9 protein-coding genes and 3 pseudogenes are annotated in these 14,897 nt (G+C 68.1%); 6 read left to right on the forward strand and 6 right to left on the reverse strand.

Annotated features, from left to right (window positions below; genetic code table 11):
* Positions 1-204: 204 nt before the first annotated feature.
* Complete coding sequence (locus ABZT06_RS46660) at positions 205-3,180, reverse strand: aminotransferase (RefSeq protein WP_355755147.1); 2,976 nt, start codon at positions 3,178-3,180, stop codon at positions 205-207.
* Between the two features lie 51 nt (positions 3,181-3,231).
* The gene (locus ABZT06_RS46665; protein WP_355755149.1) at positions 3,232-3,672 is read right to left on the reverse strand and encodes an Lrp/AsnC family transcriptional regulator; all 441 of its coding nucleotides are present in this window, start codon (positions 3,670-3,672) and stop codon (positions 3,232-3,234) included.
* Between the two features lie 489 nt (positions 3,673-4,161).
* Here ABZT06_RS46665 and ABZT06_RS46670 point away from each other — a divergent pair, with 489 nt between their 5' ends.
* A complete protein-coding gene (locus ABZT06_RS46670; protein WP_355755152.1) occupies positions 4,162-5,115 on the forward strand; it encodes a nuclear transport factor 2 family protein in 954 nt (317 codons plus the stop codon).
* A gap of 692 nt (positions 5,116-5,807) precedes the next feature.
* Here the strand turns inward: ABZT06_RS46670 and ABZT06_RS46675 are convergent.
* Positions 5,808-6,119, reverse strand: a complete 312-nt coding sequence (locus ABZT06_RS46675) for a hypothetical protein (RefSeq protein WP_355755166.1) — start codon at positions 6,117-6,119, stop codon at positions 5,808-5,810.
* Between ABZT06_RS46675 and ABZT06_RS46680 the strand changes: the two are divergent.
* From ABZT06_RS46680 to ABZT06_RS46690, 3 genes and pseudogenes are all read left to right on the forward strand, one after another.
* Positions 6,112-6,261, forward strand: a pseudogene (locus ABZT06_RS46680) (aldehyde dehydrogenase family protein); the annotation flags it as partial. The gene ABZT06_RS46675 and the pseudogene ABZT06_RS46680 overlap by 8 nt on opposite strands.
* A 122-nt stretch (positions 6,262-6,383) precedes the next feature.
* Entirely contained in the window at positions 6,384-6,737 is a 354-nt protein-coding gene (locus ABZT06_RS46685; RefSeq protein ID WP_355755154.1) for a cupin domain-containing protein, read from the forward strand.
* A gap of 152 nt (positions 6,738-6,889) precedes the next feature.
* Positions 6,890-7,162, forward strand: a pseudogene (locus tag ABZT06_RS46690) (transposase); the annotation flags it as partial.
* Here ABZT06_RS46690 and ABZT06_RS46695 read toward each other — a convergent pair.
* The 3 genes and pseudogenes from ABZT06_RS46695 to ABZT06_RS46705 form a co-directional block, all read right to left on the reverse strand.
* Positions 7,127-7,901, reverse strand: a pseudogene (locus ABZT06_RS46695) (class I SAM-dependent methyltransferase). The pseudogenes ABZT06_RS46690 and ABZT06_RS46695 overlap by 36 nt on opposite strands.
* A 165-nt stretch (positions 7,902-8,066) precedes the next feature.
* Complete coding sequence (locus tag ABZT06_RS46700; RefSeq protein ID WP_355755158.1) at positions 8,067-10,370, reverse strand: beta-L-arabinofuranosidase domain-containing protein; 2,304 nt, start codon at positions 10,368-10,370, stop codon at positions 8,067-8,069.
* A 235-nt stretch (positions 10,371-10,605) separates the two neighbouring features.
* A complete protein-coding gene (locus tag ABZT06_RS46705) occupies positions 10,606-10,962 on the reverse strand; it encodes a hypothetical protein (protein ID WP_355755160.1) in 357 nt (118 codons plus the stop codon).
* A gap of 644 nt (positions 10,963-11,606) precedes the next feature.
* Between ABZT06_RS46705 and ABZT06_RS46710 the strand changes: the two genes are divergently transcribed.
* On the forward strand, positions 11,607-13,034 hold the full coding sequence (locus tag ABZT06_RS46710; RefSeq protein WP_355755162.1) for a glycoside hydrolase family 43 protein: 1,428 nt from the start codon (positions 11,607-11,609) through the stop codon (positions 13,032-13,034).
* A gap of 198 nt (positions 13,035-13,232) precedes the next feature.
* The gene (locus ABZT06_RS46715; protein WP_355755164.1) at positions 13,233-14,801 is read left to right on the forward strand and encodes an alpha-L-arabinofuranosidase B; all 1,569 of its coding nucleotides are present in this window, start codon (positions 13,233-13,235) and stop codon (positions 14,799-14,801) included.
* The last annotated feature ends 96 nt before the right edge of the window (positions 14,802-14,897 follow it).

A 14,897-nucleotide genomic window follows, 5' to 3' on the forward strand; every position in this document is an offset into this window, starting at 1 on the left:
TGGTAGTGCGCCCCGGTGCCGCACGACCACACCGCGTACCGGGACCTCGGCGCCGACTACTTCGCCATCGCCTGACGCGACTCCGAACGAGCCGTACGTCGCATGATCAAGGAATCCGACAGCCCTGGACCGACGGTCCGCTTCGACCCGATCACAACGGGCTGACCTGCAACGGAAGTTCTCCTTTCGTGCCGGACCCCGGCGTCAGCGGGAGTGGCTGAGTTGGGTGAGGGCCAGGTCGAGCATGTCGGCGAAGAAGTCGGCTGCGGTGGTGTCGATGCACAGGGGTGGCTTGATCTTGAGGATGTTGAGGTGGTCCCCGGTGGGCTGGACGATCACGCCGAGGTCGAGCATGCGGTCGCAGAGTTCGGCGGTCTCCTCCGTGGCGGGTTCCAGGCTTGTGCGGTCCCGGACGAGTTCGAGGCCGAGGTAGAGGCCCGAGCCGTGGACGGCGCCGATGATGCCGTAGCGGTCGGCCAGCGCCTCAAGCCTGCTTTTCAGATGGCCGCCGACACGCGTCGCGTTGCCCTGGAGGTCTTCGTCGCGCAGGGTGTCCAGGACGGTGAGGCCCACGATGCTGGAGACGGGGCTGCCGCCGGTGGAGGAGAAGAAGTAGCCCTGGTCGCGATAGCGGTCCGCGACCGCCTTGGACGTGATGACGGCGCCGAGGGGGTGGCCGTTGCCCATGGCCTTGGCGACACAGACGATGTCGGGGACGACCCGCTGCTGCTCGAAGCCCCAGAACCAGTGGCCCAGCCGGCCGTATCCGACCTGGACCTCGTCGGCGACGGCCAGGCCACCGTGATTGCGTACCGCCGCGTACACCTGGGCGAGATAGCCCTCGGGAAGGGCGACTCCCCCGGCGTTGCCGTAGTAGGTCTCGCCGATGAACGCTCCCGCCGGGCGGCCGGCGGCGGCCAGTTCGTCGATCACCGCGACGGCCTCGGGTGCGTAGCGCACGGCGTCCGGCCCGCGGTGGCGGCCGCGGTAGGAGTTGGGCGAGTCCACGGTGTGCACCCAACTCGGGCGGGTGGCCGGGGCGTTCGGATTGTCCTGGAGCGAGGTGGAGACCGCGTCGGAGGCGTACGTCCAGCCGTGGTAGGCCTCGCGCAGCGCGACGACGTCGTGTCGGCCGGAGGTCCCGATGGCCAGGCGAAGGCCCAGATCCACCGCTTCCGAACCGGAGTTGACGAGGAACACCGTGTCCAGAGGGTCGGGGAGGAGGGCGGCGAGGCGCTCGGTGAACTCCACCACGGAGGTGTAGTGGAAGCGCGAGTTGGTGTTGAGCCGCCGCAACTGCCGGGAGACCGCCTGCTCGACGCGGGGGTGGGCATGGCCCAGCGGGGTGACGTTGTTGACGATGTCGAGGTAGGACCGGCCGTCTGCGGACAGCAGATGGTGGCGCCAACCGCGTTCGATACGGGGAGGGTTCGCGTAGTAGTGCCCCTGTACGGTGGCGAACGCGGCGGCACGCCGGTCCAGCAGATCCCTCTCACGCGTACGGTCGGTGTCGGCCGGCAGACCGAGAAGTGGGGCGGGGTCGGCGGTGAGCGCGAGCCAGCCGGCGGCGTACTCGGGACGCACCAGGCGCGGGGCGGCGGGGCCGTCGGCGTCGCGCAGCGCGACGTGGACCGCGGCACCGGAGCCGAGGTGGATGAGGTCTTCGCCCGCCCGCACCGTCGTACCGGTGGTCACCAGGGGCTGGACCGCGCGAGGGAAGGACAGCGACAGCGTCCGCGCGCCGTAGGTGAGTTCCACGCGGCCCGGCGCCGCGGCGAGGACCTTCCCCGCGGCGGGCGCCTGCACCACGGCATCCCGGCCGAGCCAGAGGTCGATTCCGGTGGGCACCGTGGCGGTGGACACCTCCGACAGCGCCGGTGTCCGGGTGAGTCGCGCACGGGCGTACCAGGTGGCGACGGCGGCCACTCCGTCCGCGAGCGCGGAGGTCACCAGCCGGGCCTCGGTGCCGGTGTCCATCCACGCTCCGTGGTCCAGGGAGTCGGCGTCGGTGGACAGGTCGAGGAGGGCGATGTCGTCGGCGACGAGGTCCCGCAGAAGCGGACGTGCCGAGGCATCGGCCTGCGCCGTCCGGGCAGGCACGTCGGTCGCGGCCAGGCCGGTCGCGTCCCTGATGAGGCGGGTCATCACCGGCAGGGGCAGGCAGGTGGCCTGTTCGAAGATGCGCCATTCGTGGTCGAGGTTGGCCGTGGCGTAGCCGTTGTCCTCGTCGACGGCGGCCTGGTGCCGCCCGCTGGCCACCAGGACAGCGGCGCGCAGCACCACGAGCGGCCACACCGCCTCGGCTTCCTCGGGAGAGAGCGGGCGAACGGAGTGGAAGGCCCGGACGGCCGGCAGCACGTGGTGAGGCTCGACACCGTCGTGGTGGAGCATGGAGGACAGTGACACGGCGAGTTCGCCGACCGCCCAACTCGTGGTCACGTCACCGAAGTCGATGACCCCGTCCGGCATCGGCGGACGGCTGTCGGGGCAGCGGACCAGATTGTCGTCGGTGAGGTCCAGGTGCACGGCCTGCGACGGCAGCGCGGCGGCGAGCTCGTGCACATGCGCCCAGGCCTCGGCGGTCGCGGTCCGGACGGCGGTGCGCCGGTCGGGTTCGTCGATGTGCCCGGCGAGCTTGGCGACGACGCGGTCGGCGTGCCGCGGGTCCCACTGGAGCACGCGGTCGAGGCCCGGGTGCCGGAAGTCGCGCAGGGCGGTGCTGATCTTTCCGGCAATCGTGCCCATGCTCGCCACGGTGCCAGGTGGCAGGTGCCGTGGTCCCGAGAGCGTACCGCCGGGCAGGTAGCGCAGCAGGCGCGCGACGGCCGGACCGTTCTCGGTGTCCACCGTCGTACGCCGCGGGGAGCCGTCGGGGCGGCGCAGGACCGTGGCGATGCGCAGTTCCGGGCAGGTCGAGGCGATCAGGTCGGCCGCCGCGTCCTGGGCTTCGATCTCCACCGCGCCGAAGGCTGGGTTGGCGATCTTCAGAATCGCCACGGGCGTCCCGTCGTCGGTGTGCAGCAGGAAGTTGGCGTCCTGCTGGCTGCCCAGCGACTGCGCGCGAGCGGTGAGGCCGAGGTGCTCGGCGGCGATGAGCTCGGCCTCGGTCGGCGCCACGCGGGGTGCGGGAAGGGCGTCCTCGGCGAAGAAGTCGATGGTGCGGTGCTCGTCGGGAAGCATGCGGGGGTCCTCTGTTGGTGCGGGAGATCAGGGCTCGGATGCTCGGATGCCTCAGTCGACGTGCCACATGAAGCGGTGCGTGTGAATCGCGAAGTAGGGGAAGTTCTCCACGGATGCGACACCTTCGACGGGCCGCACGACGTCGTTGATGAAGTCCAGAAGATCCGGAGGCTGAGCGCACACCACCTCCGCGAACAGGTCGAAGCCGCCGGCCGTCAGGACCGTGTACACGACTTCGTCGTGCCGGGACAGTTCATCGGCGACCGCCCGGGGATCGCCGTCGACGCGCAGGCCCAGGAGTGCCATCGTCTGCCGGCCCATGGTCATCGGGTCGGTCACTCCGACGACCTGGACCGCCTTGGCGTCGATGAGCCGCTGCAGCCGGAGCCTCGCGGCCGAGGGTGACAACCCCACCTTGGGGCCCAGATCGGCGTAGGGGATCCGGCCGTCGACCTGCAACTCTCGCAGGATGGCTCGGTCGATGTCGTCCATGCGGTATCTCCCTCCTGCGTGAACGGCAGACATTGCGCTTGCTTCAAGCACGATGTCGGAATAATGCGCTCGATTCAAGTGCAACGACGATGGAATCGAGCGAATCGCGTGACGCGTGCCCGTGAGCGCTCCCGGCCAGATGCCCGGCATATCACCCCTCAGCAGCAGCTCCGCGTTCCGGGCCGCCTTCCGGAGGAAGATGTTGTTCAGTACGGACGCGGAGTAGTAGGTCGCGGAGCTCTCGCGGGGAAAACCACAGGAAGCCGGCTGACCTCGAGTCCCGTGCGTCCGACGTGTGTGTACTTCATGATCACCTGGCACACGGCTTCGAGTGCGCCCCAGGCAAGAGCGTCGAGAAAGGTCAAGGAACACCAAGGGGCGGCAAAGGTGATTGACAGGGGCCACTGCGCGGTGATTATCTGCCGATGCAGAGTTTGAACCTTCAAGTTACTCCCCGGTTTCACACGCATGAGACATTTGGAGCGCACCATGCCCCCCAGTGGCCCCACTGCCCCCGCCCGCAAGGCCGTCGTCGCCTTCCTCGCCGCCGCCGCGGTCCTGGGCGCGACTGCTGTACCCGCCGTGGCGGCCCCGCACGGCCCGGCCGCCGGGCACGCGGTGCACGGCCAGGGCGGCTACGGCGATGCCGCCCGCCTCGGCTACCAGAAGACCGTCGCCATCACCGTCACCAAGAGGGTGTTCGAGCACGGTGACACCGCGGTCGTCGACCGCTACGTACGGCCCGACTACATCCAGCACAACCCGACCGCAGCCGACGGGGCGGCGGGCCTCAAGGCCCTGGCCACCTCGATCCACCAGCAGTTCCCCGACGCCCGCTACAACGTCAAGCGGGTCATCTCCCAGGGCGACCTCGTGATGCTCCACTCCGACGTGGTGCTGGTCCCGGGTACCAAGGGCGCGGCCGTCATCGACATCTTCCGCTTCCAGGGCGGCAAGATCGCCGAGCACTGGGACGTGATCCAGAACGTGCCGGACACCACGGCCAGCGGCAACGACATGTTCTCCACGCTGAGTTCGCCCAAGGTCTCGCAGCCCCTGGACCACCGGCTCACCCAGGCCAACGAGGCACTGGTCGTCAAGGCCTTCGACGAGCTCATCGTCCACAAGGACCTGAGCGCCCTCGACCGCTACTGGGACCCCGGCTACCTCCAGCACAACACGCAGATGCAGAGCGGCGTGCCCGCCGCGAAGGCCGGCCTCGGCGGTTACTTCGCCTCGGCACCGCAGCTGACGGTCACCCCGAAGCGGATCATCGCCGAGGGCGACCTGGTGGCCATCCACAGCGACTACGTCAACTATCCCGGAGACCGCGGTACGGCGATCCTGGACCTGTTCCGGGTGCGGAACGGCAAGATCGTCGAGCACTGGGACGTCATCCAGAACGTCCCGGAGACCTCCGCCAACGACAACGGCATGTTCTAGAAGCCGGGAACCTGACCGTCAGCCCCGTACCGGTCCGTCGATGCGCACGGCGGCGAACACCGCCCGGGGCGCGGGGGCCGTCGGCCACCTCCCAGGCGCCGCTGACGCGGCCGGCAGCCGTCTCGGGGCGGGTGTCGGGTGCGGTGGGGTCCAGGACGCTGCAAGCGCAGGACCCCGCCGTCCGCGGCGGCCAGGACAGTGCCCCGCTCGACGGGCCACGGCGGGCAAGGAAAAGCGGCTCCCGCGCAGAAACAGGTGACCACGTGGTCGGGGGTGTCGGTGAGGTTCTGGGCCTGGGCCTGGACGCGGCCCCCGACCAGCGCAAGGAGCTGGGCGCGGAGCTGCTCCGGGTCGTGACAGCACGGCATGCGCTCTCAAGGACGACTGGGCAAGCCGCTCACGCCTGAGTCGAAGTCCGGTCATCTCAAGGTGCCTCGCGTGTTCTTCCGCGACCGGGCCGCTCGAAGTACCCGTCAGTCATCCTCAACTACCCTGCAGAACAGAGGGTGTTCAAGATGTTAGCGAGGCGCTGGCCGCAGCGTTCCCGTAACGTCGTTCCGCGACGCCCGTCGCCGACGGCATGCCCGCACCCGGCAACGATCCGAGCCGTCTCGTCAGCTCCCACAACCCAGATGATCCAGCCGTACACACCTCACGGCCGGGGATCAAGACACCTACTGAGCCGACGACCGTCATGTGGAGCCAGAGGCAGGCTCCGGCGGCGTCCGGAGCCCGCGACGGTGATCCGGATCAAGTATCTCGGTGCGGCTGATGCCGTTGTTTTCCTTTCTTTTCACACGGCCGTTGTGGGCGGGCCCTGACCTTGTCGAGCGCACCCAGACATTCCTTGCACGAACGGGCAGGTCGGTCGGGTTGGCGGGCTCGGCCAGGGGTGCCATCCCGGGCCGGTCAGTTGAGGAATCCGCGGGCGTCGACCGGCCACCCCGCTGCAGCGACGTGCCCGTGCTGTCGGTGACGATCAGTTCTTCGAAATTGATGGGCATGGTCGGCCTCAACACCGGCCTCGTCTCCAACTCGGCCGCACCCTTCGGCGGCGTCAAGCAGTCCGGCCTCGGCTGGGAGGGCGGCCGCGCCGGCACCGACGAGTTCCTGGACTACCGGTACCTCGCGGTGCCCGTGAGCTGACGGCGATCATGCCCTGACCGCGCCGCACCACGCACCGCGAAGGGCCTCACCGGTGCCCGGTTTCCACACCGCCGGGCACGGGTGGGCGGCCATCGACTTCCCGAGCCCAAGGGAAAGAGAACATGTCGCTCCTGAAGACCATCGACACCCATCCCTCCTTCACGCCGCACGAGTCCGGACCGCTCCCGGAGCGCCTGATTTCCGGCGACCCCATGTTCAGAACCTGGGCCCAAGACGTCGCCTGTGCGGAGTCGATCCATACGGGAGTCTGGGAGGCGACGCCCGGCGAGATGCACTCGGTCAAGGGCGAGACGTTCGAGTTCTGCCACATCCTCGCCGGCCTCATGGAACTCACGCCGGAAGGTGGCGAGCCGGTGGTCTACAAGGCGGGCGACAGCCTTGTCATGAAGCCTGGCTTCGTCGGCGTGTGGAAGACCATCGAAACCGTGCGCAAGATCTACGTGACCGTGAAGTGATGCCAGGCGAAAAGCCCTCGTCGCACCGCGCTGGCCCGCGTGATAGACGGCCGCAAACCCGAACCGACCGCCTCGGCCATCGACACCCAGAGCGTGAAGACCGTTTGACGTCGCGAAAAAGGCGCTGGGTGGTCGAGCGACATAGGGGCGTCTACTCGCCGCACTTGGCCACCAAGCGGTGCCGCCGGGTCGCGGACTGGGCCGAAGCCAACAACGTCGAGATCACCTACACACCGGCCAACTCCTCATGGCTCAACCGGATCGAGGCCCAGTTCACCGCCCTGCGCTACTTCACCCTGGACGGCACCGACCACCCCAGCCACAAGGAGCAGGGCAGCATGATCCGCCGCTGCATCATCTGGCGGAACAAGCATGCCCAGGACGAGCGCCTACGCGAGGTCGTGAACAGAGTGAATGTCGCCTGATGTGGCAGAGGCTGCATCCCGACGGAACAACGCGGTCCACAGGAACGTCACACCGAAGAGTGCTGACTCGGGCGGCTCCTCCCGCATGCGGCGCAGTTCGACCTCCACCAGGTCAGAGAAGATGCAGCGCAGCGAGGCCGCCCTGCAACTCGCGCTCATGGTAGAGGTCCGCGTCGGCGAGTTCCGAACCCATTCCTCCCTCGCCGGCAGCGAAGCTGGTGAGGGCGAGATGACCGCCGGGTGCCAGGACGCGGTCGAGGAGACTCAGGTAGCTAACGCGGCGGTGCGGCGACAAGTGGTGGAAGCATCCTGAGTCGACGACCAGGTCGTACGGGCCACTCAACTCGGTTATGGGGAGAGCGAAAGCGTCACCACAGAGGAATCGGACATCGACGCCAACCTCGCGAGCACGGTCCTCGCCCCACGCGACGGCCACCGCGGAGAGGTCGACCGCGTCCACCTCGAAGCCGCGCGAGGCGAGGAACAGGGCATTGCGGCCCGCTCCGCAGCCCAGGTCCAGGGCCCGACCGGGAGCGATCAGGCCCCGGTCGAGATAGACGGCCAGGTTCTCGTCGGGCTTCGCCACGAAGAACGGAACCAGCCTTGACCGGTCGGCATAGAAGCGATCCCAGAAGTCCTTGCCGTCACCGGTCGCCAAGCGGCCAGCCTCGGATTCAGATGCGAAGAGCCCGTCCAAGAGCTCGAGAACATCCTCGACGGTGCGTACGGTCCGGTCCACCCGGCCCCCTCGGAGGAGACCGGGAGGCAACCCACTCCAGGCCCCGACCCCACGTCCGCCCAGCACCCCTACGTGGCCAGGAAAGGCCCATCCCCGGCCACGCCCGGCAGGCTTTTTCGACGAGTTTCCAGTGGCGCCACAGGGCGAACGTTGTCTGATGCGGCGCTAGTTCAGCACGATGCGCCAGCGGTTGTCGGCGGTTTCGTCGTCCGCGTCCTGAACCGCGAACGCGCCGACGGCGGTGGAGTTGCCCGCGATGGCGAGCACCTTGCCGCTGTTCACGTTGCGAATCTTGTAGGTCCCGTCGCCCTGGTCGAGCAGGGTCCATTTGTGGTCGGCGGTGCCGTTGTCCGACCACTGCAGGACGGTCGCGCCGTCGGTCGTGTCCATGTTCAGGACGCCGAGCACCTTGCCGCTGTTGGCGTTGCGGAAGCGGACCGCGCTTCCGTCGGTGATCATTTCCCAGTTGTGGTCGGCGGTGCCGTTGTCCGTCCATTGCAGAGCGCGGCCGCCGTTGGCCGTGGACATGTTCTGGATGCCCAGCAGGAGACCGCTTGCCGCGTTGGCGAGACGGACGGTGTTGCCGGTGGTGTTCCAGTAGACGGTGTAGTTGAAGCCATGCGCGTCGTGGAACGGGCCCAGGTTGACGGTGGAGCCGCTGGATGTGGCGGTGAAGGCGAGTGAACTGCTGCTGGTCCGTTTGATCGAGGACGTGGTCAGCGACGGGAGGGAGCTGAGCGTGGAGTCACCGTAGTTGCCGGACAGGACCACCGGGCCGTAGGTGATCGCGGCGACGTTCGCGTTGTCGTTGGCCGGTCGGATGCCGATCCGCATGGGCAGGCGGACGGTGACCGTGTCGCCGGAGGTCCATGAGCGGCTCAGGGTGGCGTAACTGCCGGGCGTGGTGGTGATGTTCTGCGCGACGCCGTTGACGCTGATGGTGGCGCCGGTGGTCCAGCTCGGTATACGGATGCGCATCGCCCAGGTTCCGCTGACGCTGCCGGTGACTTGAAGGGTCGTCGTGTCGCTGACAGGGTAGGCCGTCGACTGGGTGACGGTGATGCCGCGCTCCGTCCAGGTGAGCACCGAGGGCACGAACATGTTCACGGTCAGCGTGGTGTCGTTGTGGAAGTAGAGGGAGTCCATCAGCCTGGTGTGCATCTCCAGGCCGGTGCCCTGGCAGCACCAGAAGGTGCCGTAGTCGGTGCTCCAGGTGCCGCCGCCCAACGCCGGGCCGACACCGCGTCGCCCTCCCGGCTTGAGGGGGGTGAAGTAGGTGACATGGCCGTGGTCGTCGGCTGGGTTCTGCTGGCCGATGATCTGGTTCAGCCACGCCCGCTCGTAGTAGTCGAACAGCGCCACGCGGTTAGGGTCGAGCGTGAACAGCTCCCGGGTGAGGGTGAGCATGTTGATGGTGTTGCAGCTTTCGCACGTGTCGTTGGTCAGGTAGCCGGAGATGGCGTTCGGGGCGCGGAAGTGCTCCGCCTGGCTGTTTCCGCCGATGGCGTAGGTGTGCGCGTTGACGGTGATGTTCCAGGCGTTGGTGGCGATGTCCCGGTAGCGGTCGGTGCCGGTGGCCTTGTACTCCCGGGCGGCACCGATCCACTTGGGTACCTGGGTGTTGGCGTGAATCCCGTTGAGCTGGTCCTGGTTGGCCGCCAGCGGGTCGAACACCGCGGCGTGGTCGAACCGCTGGGCGACAGTGAGCCACCGCGCGTCACCTGTCTGCTGGTAGAGATCGGTCAGCACGGCGTTCATGCCGCCGAACTCGACGCGCAGCATGGTCTGCATCTGCTGGGTGGTCAGCCGGCCGGTGCGCCAGTCGACCCATCCGGCCAGGGCGAGGAGCACGTCCCGGGCTTGTGTGCTGCCGATGTGGCGCCATACGTCCAGCAGGCCGGTGAGGGTCTTGTGGATCGTGTAGTACAGCACCTCGCCACTGGTTCCCTGCTCGAGAGCGGTGAAGTTGGACTCGGGGTAGCCGGAGAGGTACCCGGGGTTGAAACCGGCGGCGCTGTTGTTGGCCTGGCACTTGGCCAGTTCCGCGACCATGTAAGTGGCCTTGTCCCGGCAGGTGGTGTCCCCGGTCACGGCATACGACTGTGCCCATGCCGTGAGGAAGTGCCCCTGGATGTGGGTGCGGAAGCCGAAGTTCGGCGCGTCCCAGCCGCCGTTGGCGGCCGCGCCGTTGGTGGACAGCTTGTGGGTGGCGCGGAAGTTGTACAGCAGCCGGTCGACATCGATGAACCGCAGGTAGTTCTGGGTGCGGTTCTGGTTGTCCAGCCACCGGCTCGCGGTGAGTCGGACCTGGCCGAGTTCGAAGGGGTGCGCCAAGACCCCGATGTCGGTCCTCGCGGGGGCGATGGCCGCCTGGGCGGAAGACGCGCCGAGGAAGGATCCGGTGGCAGAAGCGGCCACGGTGGCCCCGGCCAGCTGCAGGAGACGACGCCTGTTGACGAAGGAAGACATCTTGAGCCTTTCAATACGGCAGAGCGACTGCTTGGACTTTGATGTGCCGGCTCACACGTCCGACGGTCGGGCGTGGCGCGTCACGGGCTCGTGTGCTGCCGACGCGGCGTCCTACAGCGACAGGCCGACGACAACTTCCTCACCAGGTTCGATGTTTCAAACGTCGTCCGAAATATGGAACGAAGATCCTCGCTGACACATGGGATGAATTAACGGACATGGACGTTGGTCGTGTCTAGCCCGTGAACACGAAATTCTTACCGGGCTGTCGGGTCATCCCGTAGTTCTGCGGCCACGTACTGCAGGAGCGCGGTTCCACGCTCCCGTGCACGATGGCCTGCGGACGGTCGGTGCAGCCCCTCTGCGCATACGGGTTGGCGGTCAGCTTCGCGCACCCGGCGGTGCAGGGCGCGGCGCGGACCTTCGCCTCGGCGGCCATGCGGGCGAGGTCGGTGCCGGTATGGAGAAGGCCGGGGTGCGCGAAGGCTCCGCCCGCCGCCACCGAGGGGGTGGCGACGCCACCGAGACCGACGGCTGTGGCGCCCGTCGCCTTGAGCATGGCGCGCCGACTGATCTGTCGTCTCGCGTGCATGTACAGGAGACGGGGGGGCGACCGGGCAATAACAGAAACTGGGCGGACGTTGGGCAGGTGATCGTCCGGCGGGGTTGAGCGCTGCGGCGCCCATGGCCTCCTTTAGCCACCGTGGCCTGCCCGACCCTGCTCTCGGCGGCGTTTCCGGTAGGCGCGCCGGGCGTCGAACAGGGGGGCCTTGTTCGCGCCGCCGGCCATGGTCGGTCAGGGGAACTGGACCCCGTCCTCCTCCCGGAAGCGGACGGGGCATACCTCGTATGAGCCGGACCGGGGGCGGGTGAGTGCCGGATCGCTCCTTTGCACGTTCGGTAAATCGGATGTGTCGGATGTATTGACGCGCCGTCTTTTCGGGATCTAACCTCTGCCCGATTTCCCGAACAGTGTTCGATATATCGTTCAACTGAGAGGCACAGACGCCCGGCCCGAGTCGCGACCGCCCCACCTCGGCGGACGCACGTGTCGGAGCGCCCTGACCCGCCGTCACCACGGAGTCATGGGCGAAGCAGTGAAACGCCGTCGTTCGGATCCGTCCCTCCGGCTCGCGCGGCAGCCGGGTCCCGTCCCGCCCACTTCGAGACCAAGTTCCCCCGCCACCCCGCTCCCCCTTCGCCCGGCGGTGGCACCCGCACACGACAGGAGATCCCATGTCTGCGCTCCGCGCCCGGCTGACGGTGATATTGCTCGCCGTCTGTCTCCTCTTCACGGGGCAAGCCCTCACCACACCCCAACGGGCGGCCGCCGCCGACCCCGGTTACCTGATGGTGCACTTCACCGGCGACTCCGCGACCGGACAGATGTTGTACCTCGCGCACAGCGCGGACGGCCTGCACTGGAACGACCTCAACGGCGGAGCGCCGGTCCTGAACTCCACGATCGGCACGAAGGGGGTGCGCGACCCCGCACTGGTGCGCTCTCCTGACGGGAGCAAGTACTGGATCATCGCGACCGACCTGTGCATCCGCTGCGGCTCGACGTACACCAACGGCAGCCCCAACTTCGTGGTGTGGGAGTCGACCGACCTGGTGACCTGGTCGAAGCCGTGGCTGCTCGGCGCCGCCGGACTGATCCCCGGCGGAAAGAACGCGTGGGCACCGGAGGCGATCTGGAACCCCGAGACCAACGACTACGTCCTGTACTGGGCGACGAACGCCACGGTGAACGGCATCTTCAAGTACCGCATCTACTCCGCCCGCACCAAGGACTTCCGCACCATCACCACCCCGCAGATCTGGATCGATCCCCCCGGCAGCACGCCGGTCGTCGACACCCAGATGACGGAGATGCCCGCCGGTACCGGCCCCTACCGCTACCTGCGGGTCTCCGGCGACGGCCAGAACAACGTCGAGGGCAGCAACTCGATCCTGGGGACGTGGACCAACCTCGGCAACCTCTCCAGCATCGGCCTCACCGGCAACGTGGTCGAAGGCCCGGTCTGGATGAAGTTCGGGGACCGCGACGAGTGGGCCCTCTACATCGACTACAACAACCCGCAGGGCGTCCGCGAATACCGGCCGATCCTGACGACCAACCCGTTCGACGTCAGCACCTACCGGCTTCAGGATGCGACCGGCTACGACATGGGCGGCACCCCGAAGCGCCACGGCGCGATCATGACCCTCACGGCCGCCGAGGAGAGCCGCGTGCTCGCCCGCTGGCCCAACAGCCCGGCCCAGCGGCTCCAGTCGTACAACTTCCAGGACCGGTATGTGCGCCAGATCAACTTCGACGTGCGCATCGACCCCACCGTCACCCCTGTCGAGGACTCGCAGTTCCGGCTCAGGCCCGGTCTGGCGGGCACCGGCACCGTCTCCTTCGAGTCGGTGAACTACCCGGGCTACTTCCTCCGCCACGCCAACTACGACTTCCAGCTCGCCCTCTACGACGGCAGCAGCCAGTTCGCCGCGGACGCCACCTTCCGAAAGGTCGCCGGGCTCGCCGACTCCACCTGGTCGTCGTTCCAGTCGTACAACTACCCGGACCGCTACATCCGCCACTACGCCTACTACCTGAAGCTCGACCCGATCACCACCACGACGGGGCGCGGCGACGCCACCTTCCGCGTGACGAGCTGACCCGACCGTCTCACGGTGAGGCCTCACCGTGAGCGCTCTGCGGAGTCCTCCGTTCCGGCGGCGGACCCAGCGAACTCCGGCGAAGGCGCCCGCCGCCTTGGCCGGCCCCCGGAGCCACCGCCGGGCCGGGCTGCCGCCGCGATGGCGGCACCCGGGAGTTCCACTCACCTCCCACTCCACTCTGCGTAGGAGTACTTCATGATCAAGAAACAGTGGATGCGCCGCGCCAGACGCGCGCTGCTGGCGGCAGGGGCCACCGCCACCCTCGCCGCCGGCCTGCTCACCGCCACGGCCGCCCCCTCGCAGGCCGCCACCCAGGGGCCGTGCGACATCTACGCCGCGGGCAACAGTCCCTGCGTCGCCGCGCACAGCACCACCCGCGCCCTGTACGGGGCGTACAACGGCCCTCTCTACCAGGTCAAGCGCGCCTCCGACAACGCGACCAAGGACATCGGCCTGCTGAGCGCGGGCGGATACGCCGACGCCACGCAGCAGGACTCCTTCTGCGCGAACACCAGCTGTGTCATCACCGTCATCTACGACCAGTCCCCCAAGCACAACAACCTCACCCAGGCACTCAAGGGCTACTGGCCCGGACCGGCCGAGAACGGGAACGACAACCTGGCCAACGCCTTCGAGGCGCCGGTCACCGTCGGCGGTCACAAGGCCTACGGCGTCTACGTCGCCCCCGGCACCGGCTACCGCAACAACAACACCAACGGCATCGCCACCGGCGACCAGCCCGAGGGCATGTACGCCATCTTCGACGGCACGCACGTCAACGGCGGCTGCTGCTTCGACTACGGCAACGCCGAGACGACCGGCAACGACGACGGCAACGGCACCATGGAGGCCATCTACTTCGGCACCAGCACGGGCTGGGGCTCCGGCAGCGGCACTGGCCCCTGGGTCATGGCCGACCTGGAGAACGGTCTGTTCTCCGGGGTCAACCGCGGCGTCAACGCGGGCGACCCGACCATCAACCACCGGTTCACTTCCGCCATCGTCAAGGGCGGCCCGAACCACTGGGCCATCCGCGGCGGCAACGCCCAGTCGGGCAGCCTGTCCACCTTCTACGACGGCATACGCCCGACCGTCGGCGGCTACAACCCGATGAAGAAGCAGGGCGCGATCATCCTCGGCATCGGCGGTGACAACAGCAACACCGGCCAAGGCACCTTCTACGAAGGCGTCATGACCTCCGGCTACCCCTCCGACGCCACCGAGAACGCCGTCCAGGCCAACATCACCGCCGCCGGCTACAACAGCGGCTCGACCAGCACCGGAACCCTCACCCCCGGCTCCCGGATCTCCCTGCAGGCCACCACCTCGCCCTGCTGCACCTCCCACTACCTGCGCCACAACAGCGCCGACACCAAGGTCGTCATCTCCAGCATCAACTCCGCCAGCCCGGCCACCGACAAGGCCAACGCCACCTGGATCGTCCGCGCCGGACTGGCCAACACCTCCTGCCTGTCCTTCGAGTCCGCCGACAAGCCCGGCCAGTTCCTGCGCCACTCCAACTACCAGCTCTACCTGAACACCGACACCGGCGGCAGCTCGTTCGCGAAGGACGCCACCTTCTGCCCCACCGCGGGCAACAGCGGGACCGGCACCTCCTTCCAGTCCTCCAACTTCCCGACCAAGTACCTCCGCCACTACAACTACACGGCCTACATCGCCGGCAACGGCGGCACCAACACCTGGGACAACACGAAGTCGTGGGCCCAGGACACCAGCTGGCTCACCGCGACTCCCTGGAACTGACGAGGGACCGAACCCGTGGGCGGCCCCGGCCGGGGCCGCCCACGGGTTCCCCATCCGCCCGCACCATCCAACGCCCCGGAGGTACCAGATGAGCGC

The sequence above is a fragment of the Streptomyces sp. NPDC005483 genome (assembly GCF_040606035.1).
Classification (GTDB): Bacteria; Actinomycetota; Actinomycetes; order Streptomycetales; family Streptomycetaceae; genus Streptomyces.